At 73.7% G+C, this 16,470-nt stretch carries 11 protein-coding genes; 7 read left to right on the top strand and 4 right to left on the bottom strand.

Annotated features, from left to right (window positions below):
• Window positions 1–5 precede the first annotated feature (5 nt).
• From ACFVGO_RS03025 to ACFVGO_RS03005, 5 genes are read left to right on the top strand one after another with little or no spacing between them, the layout of a single operon-like run.
• Entirely contained in the window at window positions 6–6,305 is a 6,300-nt protein-coding gene (locus tag ACFVGO_RS03025; RefSeq protein WP_380630710.1) for a type I polyketide synthase, read from the top strand.
• Window positions 6,306–6,322: 17 nt separating this feature from the next.
• Window positions 6,323–7,192, top strand: a complete 870-nt coding sequence (locus ACFVGO_RS03020) for a 3-hydroxyacyl-CoA dehydrogenase family protein (RefSeq protein WP_359897832.1) — start codon at window positions 6,323–6,325, stop codon at window positions 7,190–7,192.
• A gap of 22 nt (window positions 7,193–7,214) precedes the next feature.
• Window positions 7,215–7,496 (top strand): acyl carrier protein, encoded by a 282-nt coding sequence (locus ACFVGO_RS03015; RefSeq protein ID WP_359897831.1) that lies wholly within the window; start codon window positions 7,215–7,217, stop codon window positions 7,494–7,496.
• Entirely contained in the window at window positions 7,489–8,604 is a 1,116-nt protein-coding gene (locus ACFVGO_RS03010) for an acyl-CoA dehydrogenase family protein (protein ID WP_380630708.1), read from the top strand. Before ACFVGO_RS03015 ends, ACFVGO_RS03010 begins: the two co-directional genes overlap by 8 nt.
• A gap of 35 nt (window positions 8,605–8,639) precedes the next feature.
• The gene (locus tag ACFVGO_RS03005; RefSeq protein ID WP_359897829.1) at window positions 8,640–9,740 is read left to right on the top strand and encodes an HAD-IIIC family phosphatase; all 1,101 of its coding nucleotides are present in this window, start codon (window positions 8,640–8,642) and stop codon (window positions 9,738–9,740) included.
• A gap of 45 nt (window positions 9,741–9,785) precedes the next feature.
• Here ACFVGO_RS03005 and ACFVGO_RS03000 read toward each other — a convergent pair whose 3' ends face one another.
• Together ACFVGO_RS03000 and ACFVGO_RS02995 are read right to left on the bottom strand one after the other, a co-directional pair.
• Window positions 9,786–10,448: a class I SAM-dependent methyltransferase gene (locus ACFVGO_RS03000; RefSeq protein WP_359897828.1), complete on the bottom strand. Its 663-nt coding sequence runs from the start codon at window positions 10,446–10,448 to the stop codon at window positions 9,786–9,788.
• A gap of 110 nt (window positions 10,449–10,558) precedes the next feature.
• Entirely contained in the window at window positions 10,559–12,457 is a 1,899-nt protein-coding gene (locus ACFVGO_RS02995; RefSeq protein ID WP_359897827.1) for a BTAD domain-containing putative transcriptional regulator, read from the bottom strand.
• A gap of 694 nt (window positions 12,458–13,151) precedes the next feature.
• Between ACFVGO_RS02995 and ACFVGO_RS02990 the strand changes: the two genes are divergently transcribed.
• Window positions 13,152–13,913, top strand: coding sequence for a thioesterase II family protein (locus tag ACFVGO_RS02990; RefSeq protein ID WP_380630706.1), 762 nt, complete (start codon window positions 13,152–13,154; stop codon window positions 13,911–13,913).
• Between the two features lie 157 nt (window positions 13,914–14,070).
• Window positions 14,071–14,295: a hypothetical protein gene (locus tag ACFVGO_RS02985; RefSeq protein ID WP_380542633.1), complete on the top strand. Its 225-nt coding sequence runs from the start codon at window positions 14,071–14,073 to the stop codon at window positions 14,293–14,295.
• A gap of 398 nt (window positions 14,296–14,693) precedes the next feature.
• On the opposite strand, the gene ACFVGO_RS02980 is transcribed toward ACFVGO_RS02985, so the two are convergent.
• Complete coding sequence (locus tag ACFVGO_RS02980; protein ID WP_359897824.1) at window positions 14,694–15,122, bottom strand: VOC family protein; 429 nt, start codon at window positions 15,120–15,122, stop codon at window positions 14,694–14,696.
• A gap of 86 nt (window positions 15,123–15,208) precedes the next feature.
• Window positions 15,209–16,393: a macrolide family glycosyltransferase gene (locus tag ACFVGO_RS02975; protein WP_380630705.1), complete on the bottom strand. Its 1,185-nt coding sequence runs from the start codon at window positions 16,391–16,393 to the stop codon at window positions 15,209–15,211.
• Window positions 16,394–16,470 lie beyond the last annotated feature (77 nt).

Raw genomic sequence — 16,470 nt, 5'->3', positions numbered from 1 at the left:
CCCCCATGCCCGCCGACACGGACCAGGTGGTCGCCGCCCTGCGCGCCTCGCTGGTGGACAACCAGCGCCTGCGGCAGGAGAACCGACGGCTCCGCGACGACTCCGCCGAGCCCATCGCCATCGTGGCGATGAGCTGCCGCTACCCCGGCGGCGTACGCACCCCGGAAGACCTGTGGGACCTGCTGGTCAAGGAACGCGACGCGGTCTCGCCGTTCCCCACCGACCGCGGCTGGGACGTCGAGGGCGGCTTCGACGCCGACCCCGACGCCCCCGGCACCTTCTACGTCCGGGAAGGCGGCTTCCTCCACGACGCGACCGGCTTCGACCCCGGCTTCTTCGGCATCTCGCCGCGCGAGGCCCTGGCCATGGACCCGCAGCAGCGGCTGCTGCTGGAAGCGTCCTGGGAAGCGGTGGAACGCGCGGGCATCGACCCGGCGACCCTGCGCGGCAGCCGCACCGGCGTCTACACCGGAGTGATCTACAGCGAATACGGGTCCCGGCTCGGCCGGGTGCCCGACGAAGTGGAAGGCTTCCTCGGCACCGGCACCATCCCCAGCGTCGCCTCGGGCCGGATCGCCTACACCCTGGGCCTGGAAGGCCCGGCGGTCACCCTGGACACCGCCTGCTCGTCCTCCCTGGTCGCCGTCCACCTCGCCTGCCAGGGGCTGCGCTCCGGCGACACCACCCTCGCCCTGGCCGGTGGGGTGACCGTGATGTCCACCCCCGGCCTGTACGTCGGATTCAGCCGCCAGCGCGGCCTGGCACCCGACGGACGCAGCAAGTCCTTCTCGTCCGCGGCGGACGGAGCCGGGTTCGGGGAGGGCCTGGGCCTGCTCCTGCTGGAACGGCTCTCGGACGCCCGGCGCGCGGGGCACCCCGTCCTGGCCGTCATCCGCGGCTCGGCCGTCAACCAGGACGGCGCCAGCAACGGGCTGACCGCCCCCAACGGGCCCGCGCAGCAGCGCGTCATCAACGGGGCGCTCGCCCGTGCCGGACTCGACCCGTCCGAGGTCGACATGGTGGAGGCGCACGGCACCGGCACCGTCCTCGGCGACCCCATCGAGGCGCAGGCGCTGATGGCCACGTACGGGCAGGACCGGCCCGCCGGGCGGCCGTTGCGGCTGGGCTCGCTGAAGTCCAACCTGTCCCACACCCAGGCCGCCGCGGGCGTCGGCGGGGTGATCAAGTCGGTGCTCGCGATGCGGCACGGCGTGATGCCGCGCACCCTGCACGTCGACCGTCCCTCGCCCCGGATCGACTGGACCGAGGGAGCCGTCTCCCTGCTCACCGAGGCCGCCCCCTGGCCGGAGACGGGCCGCCCGCGCCGGGCCGGGGTGTCCTCCTTCGGCGCCAGCGGCACCAACGCCCACGTCATCCTCGAACAGGCCCCGGCCGACCCGGCGGCTTCCGACGGGCCCGCCACGCCGGAACCGGTGCCCGCCGCCGTCCCCTGGATCCTGTCGGCGCGTACTCCGGATGCGCTGCGCGCCCAGGCGACGGCGCTGTACGAGCGGGTGGTGGCGGAACCGGGCCTGAGCGTGACGGACGTCGGCCATTCGCTGGCGGCGGGGCGTTCGCGGTTCGCGGAGCGCGCGGTGGTGGTGGGGGCGGACCGGGGCGAACTGCTGGCCGGTGTCGCCGCCCTGTCGCGGGGCGTGCGTGCGGCGGGCGTGACGGTCGGCAGCGGGCTGCCCCCGGGCCGTTCGGTGCTGGTGTTCCCGGGTCAGGGTTCGCAGTGGGTGGGGATGGCCGCGGAGCTGCTGGCCGAATCGGCTGTGTTCGCGGAACGGATGGCCGAGTGCGAGCGGGCGCTGGCGCCTTACGTGGACTGGTCGTTGGCGGAGGCGCTGGGCTCGGAGCGGTTGCTCGCCCGGGTCGACGTGGTGCAGCCGGTGCTGTGGTCGGTGATGGTGTCGCTGGCGGAGGTGTGGCGCTCGTTCGGCGTCGTTCCGGACGCGGTGGTGGGCCACTCGCAGGGCGAGATCGCCGCCGCGGTGGTGGCGGGTGGTCTGAGCATCGACGACGGGGCGCGGGTGGTCGCGTTGCGTTCCCGTGCGGTGGGTGCGTTGGCGGGCCGTGGCGGTATGGCGTCGGTTCCCCTGCCGGTGGACGTGGCACGGGAGCGCATCGCCCCGTGGGCGGGCCGGCTCTCGGTGGCGGCGGTGAACGGCCCGTCGTCGGCGGCGGTGTCGGGCGACGCCGACGCGGTCACGGCCCTGGTGGAGGAACTCCTGGAGGAAGGGGTGTGGGCGACTCGCATCGAAACCGGCTTCGCGTCGCACTCCTCGCACGTGGAGGAGATCCGCGAGCGCCTGCTCTCCGACCTGGACGGGATCACCCCCCTCGCGGGTACGGTGCCGTACTACTCCAGCGTGACCGGCGGCCTGCTGGACACGAAGTCCCTGGGCGCCGAGTACTGGTACCGCAACCTCCGGCAGACCGTCGAGTTCGAGCGGGCGACCCGCTCGCTCCTCGCGGCCGGGCACCGCGTCTTCATCGAGTCGAGCCCCCAGCCCGCCCTGATGTACGCGATCGAGGACACGGCCGCCGACGCGGGCGCCCCGGAGACGCTGGTGCTCGACACCCTGCGGCGCGGGGCCGGAGGGCTCCGCCGACTCCAGCTCGCGCTCGCCGAGGCACACGTCCGGGGCCTGCGCGTCGACTGGGAGCGACTGTTCGCGGGAACCGGTGCCCAGCGGGTGGACCTGCCCACCTACGCCTTCCAACGACGCCGCTACTGGCTGGACGCCCTGCCGGCCGACCGGGACCAGGCGGCCACCGGCCAGTCCGCCGCGGACCACCCGCTGCTCGGCGCCGAGGTCGAACTGCCCGACGACGCGGGCACCCTCTTCACCGGCCGGCTCTCCTCGGCCACCCACCCCTGGCTCGCCGACCACGCCGTGGCCGGAGCCGTGATCCTGCCCGGCGCGGCCCTCGTGGAGCTGGCCGCGCACGCGGGCCGCCGCCTCGGCTGCGCCCTCGTGGAGGAGCTGACCCTCGCCGCCCCGCTGCTGCTGCCCGACGATCAGGCCGTGCAACTGCGCGTACGGGTGGGCGCCGAGGACGGCACGGGACGGCGCCCGGTGGAGTTCCACTCCCGGCCCGAGGCCGCCCCCGGCTCCGCCGACCGGCCCTGGACCCGGCACGCGACCGGCGCGGTCGGCCCCCGGGACCCCTCGGCCGACCGGGACGACACGACCGAACCGGCCGGCACCTGGCCCCCGCCCGACGCGGTCCCCCTCGACGTGGACGAACTGTACGGGCTGCTCGAAACCCGGGGCGTCGCCTACGGCCCGGCGTTCCGGGGCCTGCGCGCCGCATGGCGCACCGCGGACGCGATCCACGCCGAAGTGGCCCTGCCCGACGGCCTCCCCGCCGGCGGAGCGGGCGGCTTCGGCGTGCACCCGGCCCTCCTGGACGCGGCCCTCCAGACGACCGGTCTGCGCGAAGGCGCCGCGACCGCGGAGCCCGCCGACGGCGTCCCCCTGCCGTTCTCCTGGCAGCGCGTCGCGATCGAGACCTCCGACGCGCCGGTCCTGCGCGTCCGGCTGCGCCCCGACGGCCCGGACGCCGTCACCGCGCGGATCACCGATCCCTCGGGGCGCACGGTGGCGACGGTCGGCTCGCTCACTCTGCGCACGGCGTCCACCGCCGCACTGCGGGCGTCCTCCGGCTCCGTCCTCCACGTCGGCTGGACGCCGGTCACCGCCGGGCCCGGCCCGCGCCCGGTCACCCGCTGGGGCCTCCTCGGCCCGCAGGACGAGCGGCTGCTGCCGGCCGGCTTCCCCACCGAACCCCCGTCCGCGACACCCGACGCGATGCTGCTGACCTGCCCCCCGTCCGCCGGCACCGTGACCGCGGACGCCCCCGCCCGGGACGCGGACCCCGCGGCGGTGCACGCGGTCGCGTCCGGGGTCCTGGACCGCGTCCAGGCCCACCTGGCCGACGACACCACCGCCCGGACACCCCTGGTGGTGCTCACCCGGGGTGCGACCGGCCCGTTCGGCGCGCAGCCGCAGCCGGCGGACCTCGGCGCGGCGGCCGTGTGGGGCATGCTCAGGGCCGCTCAGCTCGAACACCCCGACCGGTTCGTGCTGCTGGACGTCGAAGGGCCGGCCCCGGACGGTCTCGGCGACGCGCTCGCCGACCTGCTCGCCACGGGCGAACCACAGGCGGCCCTGCGCGGCGGCGTCCTGTACGCGCCCCGACTGGTACGGCCGCCGGCCACCACCGCCACCACGGCCACCGCCACCGCGACCGACACCCGGCCGGCCGGCGCGTTCGGGCCGGCCGAGGGGACGGTCCTGCTGAGCGGCGGCGGCGCCCTCGCGGCCGTCCTGGCGCGCCATCTGGTCGCCGCGCACGGGGTGCGCCACCTCCTCGTGCTGAGCCGCCGCGGCGCCGACGCCCCCGGCATGCCGGAGCTGACGGCGGAGCTGGCCGAGGCGGGAGCCGAACTGGCCGCCCTCAGCTGTGACGTGTCCGACCGTCAGGCCCTGGCCGCCGCCCTGGCAGGCATCCCCGAACGCCATCCGCTGTGTGCCGTGGTCCACACCGCCGGAGTGCTCGACGACGGTCTGCTGGACGGGCTGACGGGGGAGCGGATGACCGCCGTCCTGCGGCCCAAGGTCGACGCCGCCCACCACCTCGACCGGCTGACGCGCGGAGCGGACCTCGCCGCGTTCGTCGTCTTCTCCTCCGCCGCGGGCGTGCTGGGCAGCCCCGGCCAGGCGTCCTACTCGGCCGCCAACGCCGCGCTCGACGCCCTCGCCGCGGAACGCCGACGGCTCGGGCTCCCCGGCCTGTCCCTCGCCTGGGGGCCCTGGGAGCGGGTGAGCGGAATGACGGCGGAGCTCGGCGGCGCCGAACGGCAGCGCATCGACCGGCGCGGCGCCCGCGGCCTCTCCGACCAGGAGGCCATGGCCCTGCTGGACACCGTGTGCGCCCCGGACGCCGCCCCGCCGGGAGACGGGAGTCCCGTCGTCCTGGCCCACCTCGACCTGACCGTGCGCGGCGACGGCCCGGTGCACCCGATGCTGCGCTCCCTGGTCCGGCGCAGCCCGACCGCGGCGACCGGGGCGAAGGGGTCCCCGACCGCCGCCGCAGCGCTCCGGCACCGGCTCGACGCCGCCGCCGACGAACAGGGACGCGAGCTGGTCCTGCGCGAACTCGTCCTCGCCGAGGCCGCCGAAGTCCTCGGCCACACCGACTCCGGGGCGCTGTCCGCGACGGTCCCCTTCCTCTCCGTCGGATTCGACTCGTTGACCGCGGTCGAACTCCGCAACCGGCTGGCCGCCGCCACCGGACTGCGGCTACGGCCCTCCGCCGTCTTCGACAGCGGCACCCCCGCCGCGCTCGCGGCGCGCCTCGCCGCCGAGGCCCGGGCGGAAGACACCCCCCGGCCCGAAACGGCACCCGCGGCCGGAACCGGAGCAGCTGCGTCCGACGCCGCCGACGCCGACCCGGTGAGCGTGCTGTTCCGCCAGGCCTGCACACTCGGCCGGATCGACGAGGGCATCGCCCTGCTCAAGAACGCCTCCGCCCTGCGCCCGGCCTTCCACAGCGGCAGTGACCTCGCGGCCGCCGGCGCAGGCCCTCGGCTGCTGCGCCTGAACGAGCGCGCCGACGCCCCCGTGCTCGTCTGCTTCGGCTCCATCGTCGCGCTCGGCGGTGCCCACCAGTACGCCCGCTTCGCCGCCCGCTTCCGGGACCGCTACGCCGTCGCCGCGCTCGACGCCCCCGGATTCGTCCCCGAGGAGGAACTGCCCGCCGACATGTCGGCCCTGCTGGACTTCCAGGCGACGACACTGCTCCGGGAACTGCCCGGACGGACGCTCGTGCTGGCCGGCTCCTCCTCCGGCGGCACGCTCGCCCACGGCGTGGCCGCCGCGCTGGAACAGCGCGGCGAGGGCCCGGCGGCCGTGGTGCTGCTGGACACCTACCTCTCCGACAACCAGGGCATCACCCAGTTCAACGACGTCCTGCTGGGCGGCATGTTCGCCCGCGAGGACCGGGCGGCCCCGATGGACGGGGCCCGGCTGACCGCGATGGGCGGCTACTTCCGTCTGCTCGACGACTGGAAGCCCCCGGCGGTCCGCGCCCCGCTGCTGCTGGTCCGCGCCTCCACCCCGCTCGGCCGCCCGTCCGCCGAAGCCGGCGACTGGCGCTCGACCTGGGCCGGCGCCGACACCGTCGTCGACGTCCCCGGAGACCACTTCTCGATCATGGAACAGCATGTCGCGACCACCGGCGACGCCGTCGCCGACTGGCTCGACAGCACCCTCCGCACCCCCGGTGCCCGGTGAAAACGAAGGAGAACCCGTTGACCACAGCCCCGTACGACGATTCCCCCCCGCGACAGGCCCTCACCGTGCTGGGAGCCGGGGTGATGGGCGTCGGAATCACCGTCCTCGCCCTCGGACACGGCCTGCCGGTCCACCTGGTCGACATCGACCGGGAACGGCTCGACCGGGCCGCGGACCTGATCGACGGCGAACTCCGGCTGGCCGAACTGATGGGCGCCCTGCCCGACGGGACGCCCCTCGGCGCCCTGGCCACCGGCACCTCGCTCAAGGCCGCCGCCGGAGCCACCGCCGTCGTCGAGGCGGTCACCGAGAACGCCGCGATCAAGGCCGCCGTCCTGTCCGAGGTCTCCGGACTGGTCCGGCCCGGAACCCTGCTGATCACCAACACCTCCTCCATCCCCGTCGACGAACTGGCCGGGGCCCTGGAACGGCCGGAGGAACTGGTCGGCACCCACTTCATGAACCCGCCCTACCTGATCGGAACCACCGAAGTGGTCCGCGGCGCCAGGACCGGGGACGCCGCGATGGCCGCCGTGGCGGCCCTGCTCACGGCGCTGCGGCGGCGGGCGGTGGTCGTCCGGGACGCACCCGGCTTCGTGACCAGCCGCATCCTGCACCCGATGATCAACGACGCGGCCCGGGTCGTGGGCGAGGGCACGGCGAGCGCCGAGGACGTCGACGCCCTGATGCAGGGCTGTCTGGGACACCCCACCGGCCCGCTGCGGACCGCGGACCTGATCGGCATCGACAACCTCGTCGACTCCCTCACCGTGCTCCACGAGCGCACCGGCGACGACGGCTGCCGCCCCGCGGAACTGCTGCTCCGGCTGGTCCGCGAGGGCCGGCTGGGCCGCAAGTCCGGGCGCGGCTTCTACGACTACACCTGATCACCCCGACGAGGAGACAGCCATGACCGCAGCGAACACGCCCAACACCCACGACCTGGAGAAGGAACTGCTGGGATTCCTGGAAGGACGCACCGGAACCGCCTGGGACGCCGACACCGACCTGTTCGGCGCCGGCGGCCTGTCGTCCCTCTTCGCCATGCAGGTGGTGGTGCACCTGGAGAAGACCTACGCCATCGCCGTCCGCGGCGCGGACCTGCGGCTCGACAACTTCCGCACCGTACGGCGGATGGCGGAGCTGGTGGACCGGCTCCGGGTTCCCGCCGCCGGGGGCCAGCATGGGTGAGGACCTGAGCAGCGCGACGACCTCCGTCACCCTGCGGGTCGGCGACCTGGCGGGGGAGTGGGACCGGACCGGCCTCATCCCGCTGGACCTGCTCCGCGAACTGGGCGCCGAGGGCCGACTGTGCGCCGAAGTCCCGGAGCAGTACGGCGGCTGGGGGCTCAGCAGCATGCACAGCGGCGCGTACACCGCCCACGTGGGAGGCCTGTGCAGTTCGCTGCGCAGTGTGATGACCTCCCAGGGCATGGCGGCATGGACCATCCAGCGCCTGGGCACCGCCGAGCAGTCGGCCGCCCACCTCCCCCGGCTGACCGGCGGCGCACTGGCGGCGGTCGGCTTCAGCGAGCCCGGCGCCGGCAGCGACCTCGCGGCGATGACGACGACCGTCCGCCGCGAGGGTGACGCGGTCGTCGTCGACGGACACAAGAAGTGGGTGACCGCCGCCCACTACGCCGACCTGCTGGTCATCGTCGGCCGCCACGAGGACGGCGCGGTGGCCGTCGTGGTGCCCGCCGACACGCCCGGCGTCCGGATCGAGCGGATCGCCGACCCGCTCGGCTGCCGCGCGGCCGGACACGCCGACGTCCACCTCGACGGGGTGCGACTGCCGGCCGACAGCGTCCTGGGCGGTCACGGACTGCCGCCCGCCCTGCTGGTGACGACCGCGCTGGCCTACGGGCGGATGTCCGTCGCCTGGGGGTGCGTGGGAATCCTGCGGGCCTGTCTGGCGGCGGCCACCGCGCACGCCGCCGGACGGGAGCAGTTCGGCAGGCCGCTCGCGGAGCACCAGCTCGTCGCCGGACACCTCGCCGACCTCTACACGGCCGAGCAGGTGGCCGCGCGGGTCTGCGAGCACGCCAGCCGCTGCTGGGACGAAGGGTCGCCGGACCAGGTGGTGGCGACCGTACTGGCCAAGCACGTCGCCGCGACCCAGGCCGCCCGGGGCGCGGCGACGGCCGTCCAGGTACTGGCCTCGGCCGGGTCCCGGGACGGCCACGCGGTGGCCCGGGCGTACCGGGACGCCAAGCTGATGGAGATCATCGAGGGCAGCAACGAGCTGTGCCGGCTGATGCTGGCACAGCACGCGCTCTCCGCTCCGGGGGCACCGTGAGCGGGCCCGCAGCCGACGAGACGAGGAAGGACGACATGGCCGAGACCGTCAAGTGCCTGGTCTGGGACCTGGACGACACCCTCTGGCAGGGCACCCTGCTGGAGGACGGCGAGGTGCACCTGCCGGACGAGGTGCGCAAGGTGGTGATCGAGCTCGACTCCCGCGGCATCCTCCAGTCCGTCGCCAGCCGCAACGACCACGAGCACGCCTGGGCCCGGTTGGAGGCATTCGGCGTGGCCGAGTACTTCGTCCTGCCGGAGATCGGGTGGGGCGCCAAGTCCGAGTCGGTGCGCCGGATCGCCGATCGGCTGAACTTCGCGCTCACGGCCATCGCCTTCGTCGACGACCGGCCCGCCGAACGCGCCGAAGTGGCCTTCCACCTGCCCGACGTACGGTGCTACCCGGCCGAGCAGGTCCTCGCCCTTCCCGAACTCGCCGAGTTCACCCCCGCGACCAGCACCGTCGACTCCCGGCGGCGGCGCCAGATGTACCAGGCGGGCTTCCGCCGCGAGGCCGAGCGGGCGGCCGCCCCCGGCCCCGACGAGGAGTTCCTGCGCTCCCTGGACCTGCGGATGCGCATCGGCCGGGCCACCGGCGAGGAGCTGTCCCGGGTAGAGGAACTCACCCTGCGCACCAGCCAGATGAACGCGACCGGGGTCCACTACCCGGACGCGGTGCTGCGCGGCCTGATCACCGACCCCCGGCACGAGGTCCTGGTGGTCACCCTCACCGACCGGTTCGGCCCGCACGGCGCGGTCGGCGTCCTGCTGCTGGAGCGGCACCCCGGCCTGTGGCACCTCAAGCTGCTCGCCACCTCCTGCCGGGTCGTCGCCTACGGCGCCGGTGCGACCCTGCTGAACTGGCTGGCCGACGCCGCCGCCCGGTCCGGAGTCCACCTGGTCGCGGACTTCCGGGCGACCGAACGCAACCGGATGATGGAGATCGCCTACCGGTTCGCGGGCTTCGAGGGCCTGGACGAAGCCCCGTGCCCGTGCGCCGCCGTCCTCGCACCGGCTCCGGAGAGCACCGGACTCCAGCGCCTGCACCTGGTTCCAGGCCCGCGCGTGGTGTCCACCGTCATGAGCGTGGACGCACCCGACCTGAACGTGCCGGAAGGGGGCCCGGGAACGTCGTGACCGCGGCGGCGGCGGCCGGCGCTCCCGGGCTCCGGTCCGCCGCCCTCAGCGCTTGCGGACGAGAGTGATCCCGTCGGCCATCACCAGCAGCGACAGCTCCACCCGGGGGTCCTCGTGCAGCAGCCGGTTCAAAGCCCGGACCCCGGCGGTGTCCGGGTCCACGGCGGCCGGATCGGCGACCCGGCCGAAGAAGAGGGTGTTGTCGACCACGATCAGACCGCCGGCGCGCAGCAGCGCCAGCGAAGTCTCGTAGTAGCGGACGTAGTTGCTCTTGTCCGCGTCGATGAACACCAGGTCGAAGCTTTCCGGCCCGCGCTCCGCCAGCAGCGCGTCCAGGGTCGCGGTGGCATCGCCGATCCGCAGGTCGATCCGCGAGTCGACCCCGTCCCGCTTCCAGAAGTCGGCGCCGATGGCCGGCCACCGGTCGTCGATGTCGCAGGACACCAGCACCCCGTCGGCCGGGAGCGCGCGGGCCATGCACAGGGTGCTGTAGCCGGTGAAGGTGCCGATCTCCAGCACCGCCCGCGCCCCCGTCAACCCGACCAGCAGGGAGAGCAGTTGGCCCTCCTCCGCCATCACCTGCATGGCGGTCCCGCCCGGCAGGTCCGCGGTGGCCTCCCGCAGCTCCCTGAGCAGATCGTCGTCACGGAGGGAGACCTCCCGGACGTAGGCGAGCAGGTCGTGGGTGGCTTCTGTCTGGTGGGCCATGGCGCGGGGGTCCTCTCGAAGGAGATCAGGTTGAAGGAGATCGGGTCGAAAAGCATCGGGGGAAGGGGGGACCGGGCCGCCGGGTGCCCGTCGCCGGGCCGCCGGGACGGTCACCCGGCGCGCATGTACGGGTGACCGTGCTGCCGTACGGCGACCGCCTGCGCCCGCTCGCGGGCGTACGCCCGCAGCAGCGCGTCCAGCCGGTAGCGGCCCCCCGCCGGCTCACCCAGCAGATTCGCCTCGACCAGGGCGTCCAGGGCCTCCTCGGCCTGCGCCTCGGAGCAGCCGACCATCACCGCGACCCTACTGCTGGAGACCGAAGACGCTCCGGCAGTCCCCAGCGCGGTGAACACCTCGGCCGGGTCGACCCCGGCCGGAGCCGTCCGCCGGAGCCCGGCGTGGTCGGCGTCGAGGCAGGGCCGGACACCGAGGTCGCCCGCGCACAGTTCGTCCAGCAGTCGCGGGGCGTCCGTGAGCCGCCGGGCGAAGTGCCCGATGGTCCAGTGCGGGCGCTCCAGCAGCCGGGTCCCCGCGATCCGGATCGCCAGCGGCAGGCCCGCGCAGACCGTCAGCACCGAACGGGCCGACCGCGGTTCGGCACCCACCCTGGCCGGGCCGACGATGCTGCCCAGCAGCTCCAGCGACCCGGCCTCGTCCAGCGGGCCGAGCGGAATGGGGCACGCCCCCTCCAGATCGGCCAGCCGCCGTCGGCTGGTCACCAGCAGCCTGCTGCCCCCGCTGCCCGGTATCAGTGGCCGCACCTGCGCCGTGCTGGAGACGTTGTCGAGTACCACCAGCAGACGGCGGCCCGCGGTGAGCGAGCGGTAGAGGCTCTCCCGTTCCGACTCCTCCTCGGGTATCTCGTCCCGGGGCACACCGAGGTCCGCCAGGAACCGCGGCAGCACCGCCCGGGCGGTCAGCGGCCGCGCGGCTCCGCCGAGATCCGCGTAGAGCTGGCCGTGCACCGAGGAGCCGCGCACGGCGTGCGCCGCTTGCAGGGCCAGCGCGCTCTTGCCGACACCGCCCCGGCCGGTCACCACCGCCGTCGCCACCATGCCCGCGGGCATCGTGCCGGTCGTGAGGAAGTGCTGCAGCCGCGCCAGCGCACCGGAGCGGGCCGACAGTGGCAGCGGCACCGAGGGCAGCTGCGCCGGGCTCGGCCAGCAGGACCATTCCCGGGCAGTGGCCGGCGCCGGCGCGACGGCCGCCTCCGGGGCCTTTTCGGGCTGCTCCAGTGGGTCGGGCGCGCGGGGCCGGTCGTGGGCCGAGAGGATGTGCCGGTGGACCTCGCGCAGATCGGTGCTCGGCTCGGCGCCGAGCTGCTCGACGAGCAGCGCCCGGGTGCGCTGGTAGAGGTCCAGGGCCTCCGACTGCCGTCCCGAGCGGCCCAGCGCCAGCATCAGCTTGCCCACCAGGGCCTCCCGTAAGGGGTGCTTCCGCGCCAGCCGCACCAGCTCCGGCACGACCTCGGCGTGCCGCAGCAGCGCCAGCTCCGCGTCGAACCGCAGCTCCAGGGTCTGCAGGCGAAGCTCCTGGAGGTAGCGGCCCTCCACATCGCGCAGCGTCTGCGACGGGATGTCCGCCAGCGGCTCCTCGCGCCACAGGGCGAGCGCCTCGGCCAGCTCGGCGGAGGAGCCTTCCAGGTCTCCGCGCTCGGCCAGCTCCGCCGCGCGCCGGCGGTGGGCCGTGAACTGCCCGAGATCGCTCTCGTGCTCGCCGAGTTCGAGGAGGTAGCCGGGCGCCCGGGTGAGGATCCGGGCGGAGGCGTGCTCGCCCAGCGACTGCCGCAGGCGCATCACATAGGTGCGGACGGTCGCGGCGGCACTCGGCGGCGGGGCGCCGTCCCAGACGTACTCGGCGATCCGGTCGACCGAGATCACCCGGTTGGCGTTGAGGAGGAGCGCTGCCATGACCACGCGCTGCCTCGGAGCCGACACGTGCACCTCACGCGCGTTCAGCCGGACGGAAAGCGGACCCAGTAACAGGAAGTTCAAGGGAGTCCTCTTCATCACACGACCGGTGGGCAAGACTGCCTCCAGCGTCTTGGGTGGCTGTGTACGGGTCAACGCGGTCCTGTCGTATCTAGATGTATTCCTAGAGTGCAGGTCTTGCGCTCATGTCGGGTTTACGTTGCGCGGCACCGTCACGGCGGTCAGGACCGGGCCCGCCCACCACGGCCCACCGGCCGGTGGAACCGATCGCTGCCGCACCGCCGTCGACCGGGGGTGACCCGGCACCGCCGGCGCGGCCTGGAACACCCCCTCCGGCGGCGGCCCCTCCGGCTCCGCGTCGATGCGGCGGACGTCACTGACGGCGTGCAGCCTTGCCATGAGGTGCCCTCGCCTCCTCGGCCGGATCCGCGGTGCGCGGTCCGGCCGGACCGTTGCTGCCGAGTCGGAGCCAGGTAAATCCCACAGGATTGCCCCGCACCGCAGAGTTCTCACCATTCACGAAGAGATGGCCGGAATTGAACCCGGACATGAGCGTACGGACGCGATCCGATGCGTACTTGCTGACATTCCGAGGAGTATGGCAGGCTGTCATATGCGGTGTCCGTGACTCGCTCGCCGGTCGCCGTCGATCGGGGCTCCCCGTATAAGCGCGCACCAGACGGTCTGCCGGTGCGGATGATGTCCCACGCGATCACCACACCCCGCCCGTCCGTCGGCACTGCGCGGATTTCGAAGGGAATGAAAGGCCGCTATGACCTCCCTCGCTTTGGACAGCGACCTGTGGTGCCGTCGCTTCCATCCCTCGCCCATGGCCACGCGCCGACTGGTCTGCTTTCCGCACGCCGGCGGCTCGGCGAGTTTCTACCTCCCGTTGTCCGCCGCACTGTGCGGCCCGGTCGACCTCCTGGCCGTGCAGTACCCCGGCAGGCAGGACCGCCGGAAGGAAGCCGGGGGCCAGGACCTGCACCGCATGGCCGACGAAGTGTCCGAAGCGCTGCGCCGCCGGGACGACCTCCCCCTGACTCTCTTCGGGCACAGCATGGGCGCGCTCGTCGCTTTCGAGGTGGCCCGGCGGATCGAGCGCGCGGGCGGCCGGATCGACCACCTCTTCGTCTCCGGTCGCAAGGGGCCGTCCGCGGACCGGCCCGAGCACTCCCACCCACTCGACGACGAGGGCATCGTGGCCGAGGCCAAAGCCATGGGCGGCACCGACGCTCGGCTCCTGGAGGACGAGGAACTGCTGGGGATGGTGCTGCCCGCGCTGCGCGGCGACTACCAGGCCGTGGGGGCCTACCGGGCCGACCGTGACGCCGCGGTCACCTGCCCGGTCACCGCCCTGGTGGGGGACCAGGACTCCTGGACGCCGGTCCCCGAGGCCGGGCACTGGCGCGACCGCACGATGGGTGCCTTCGACCTCAGGGTCTTCCCCGGCGGGCACTTCTACCTCAGCAGCCGGGCGAACGAGGTGACCGGCATGCTCCGCGACCACCTCGCCGGCACGCTGCGCACCTGAGAGCACGGACGACAGGGAAGGGGGGGACCGAGAAGTGACACCGTCAGCGACCTCTGAGGAGATCAAGCCCGCGCGGCGGCCGCCGCGGTCCGAGTCCGCCGCCCGTCCGGCGGACGGGGGCCCTGCCCGCGGCGCGGGCGTCCGGCGGCTGACCGCCGTGGACGTCCGCATCCTGGAAGGCGTCGCGGTCGGCATCTCGACCGCCCGGCTGGCGGCATCGCTCTATCTGAGCCCGCAGGGCATCGAGTACCGCATCGGGCTGATGATGCGCCATTTCCAGGCCGCTAACCGGCCCGCTCTGGTCTCCCGGGCGCACTCCCTCGGTGTGTTGAGCGTCGGGACATGGCCACCTCGCGTTCTCCCGGAATTCCTTGAGTCCTAGAAGCGGGCGGGGCGCACTGTTCCCTGATCTCCCCCGTGAGTTCCCCGCCGGAGGGCGGGTCGAAAAATTCCGTTCCGAAGGCGGGGAATGCACTCCGCCGGTATGCTGACAGATATTTTCCCGGATCCGGATACCGTACGGATATCGTGCCGCAGGACGGGTTCCCGAGCGTCCGGTCGAATGCCGGATTCTGCGGCATTGTGCTGTCGGGCCCACGTCTGCGGCACTACGCCTGGGCCGCACCACCGTCCCCTCCTGTCACACTGATTCACAGGAGTGGTCATGAGTTCGGGGTACCTGTTCGGCGGCGGCGTCGGGACCGAGCCGCACGGCCTGGAGCCAAGCGCCCGGCACCCGGAGGCCCCGATGGAGCGGCTGCGGCACGCCTTGGCCTCTCCTCAGTCGATGCAGAACTCGTTGCCCTCGATGTCCCGCATCGGGATGCACGCGTCGTTGCCGTCGTACAGCGTCCGCACGTGTACCGCGCCGAGCGGGACCAGCCGTGCGCATTCGGCCTCGAGCGCGGCCAGCCGCTCCTCACCCACCAGGCCGGTACCGACCCGCACGTCGAGATGCAGCCGGTTCTTGGCGGCCTTGCCCTCGGGAACGCGCTGGAAGTACAACCGCGGCCCCACGCCCGACGGATCGACGCAGGCGAACCACGCGTCCCGCCGCTCGGCCGGCTGCGCGCTCCAGTAGTCCTCCCAGGTGGCGAAGCCCTCCGGTGGCGGCGGCACGACGTACCCGAGCACCTCGCACCAGAAACGGGCGAGGCGCTCGGGTTCCGCGCAGTCGAAGGTGACCTGGAACTGCTTGATCGATGACATCGGCCCACCATAGTGGCGACACCGCGACCCCTGGCGGCCGTTGACCGTTCCGCTTCTCGTCGGGGACGCCGGGCCCTGTGGTGGGATCAGGTCGTGCGCTTCAGGTAGGCCTCGATCTCGTCGGCGGCGCGGGTGGCACCGCCCGCTTCCCGGGTGAGCCGCTGCGCCTCGATGCCCCGCTCCTGCACGGCCGCGTCGGCGGCCACCTCGGTGATCGCGGCCCGCAGCAGGCTCACGTCGGCCTCCGCCGGCAGCAGTACCCGGCCGAGGCCCAGCTCGGCCACCCGCGCGGTGTTGGCCGCGACGTCCGGCCAGGACGGCACTCCGAGGATCGGGCAGCCGGCGTCCAGGGACTCCAGCACGCCGCCCATGCCGCCGTGGGTGATCACCAGCCGGGCGTGCCGGAGCACCGCCAGGTGCGAGACCCAGCGGTGGACCTCGATGTTGTCCGGCAGCGGACCGAGGTCGGCCGGGTCCATCCCCCCGCCGACCGAGATGACGGCGTGCCAGGGCAGCTCGGCGAAGGCGTCCACGCACAGCCGGAAGAACTCCGGATGCTTGTTGTGCACGGTCCCCATCGAGACCAGCGCCACCGGCAGGCCGCTCGCCGGGGGCTGCCACTCTCCCAGGAAGGAGCGGTCCGTGAGGCACGGCCCGACGAAGGCGAAGCGCTCGTCGAAGCTCTCGCCGTGCGGCTGGAAGAACCGCGGCACGTGGACGAGGTTGAGGTCCTCGGTGCGCATCAGGAACTCGTGCGCCGGCTCGTCGATGCCGTGCGAGGCCAGCAACTCGGCCATCCGGACGCCTAATTCGACGACCACCTCCTCGGTGAGCGGGACCGCGCCGTCCGCCTCCATCATCTGCTGCACGAAGGAGTAGGTGTCGTTGGAGGCGAAGAACGGCGTCGACTGGACGGCCGGGACCCCCCAGGTGTGGGCCAGTATCCGGCCGGCCTGGAAGGCCACGGCGTCGTAGACCACCGCGTCGGGCCTGGCGTCGCCGAACCACTCCTGGACCGCGCGCAGGATGGCGATGTTCTCGTCCAGGAAGATCAGCGGGGTGCGCCCGTTCTCGGGACCGCCCACGCTGTCCAGCGGCTGGGTGGAGTCGTAGCGCAGGTGTTCGGCGCCGACCTCGGCCAGGGCCTGGGCGAAGTCGTCGACGGCCGCGTAGGTGACCCGGTGCCCGCGGCGTACCAGTTCACCGACGACCGCCAGAGTGGGGAAGACATGGCCGTGGGCCGGGATGTTGACCATCAGGATGTGGCTCACTGCTGCTCCGTCGGTATCGGGAGGAGGAACGAGGGAAAGGGGGAGCAAGAAGCGCGATTCGGGACGGGAGAAGGGGC

The sequence above is a fragment of the Kitasatospora sp. NPDC057738 genome (assembly GCF_042798815.1).
Classification (GTDB): Bacteria; Actinomycetota; Actinomycetes; order Streptomycetales; family Streptomycetaceae; genus Kitasatospora; species Kitasatospora lactacystinica.
This window is presented reverse-complemented; position numbering and strand designations above follow the sequence as displayed.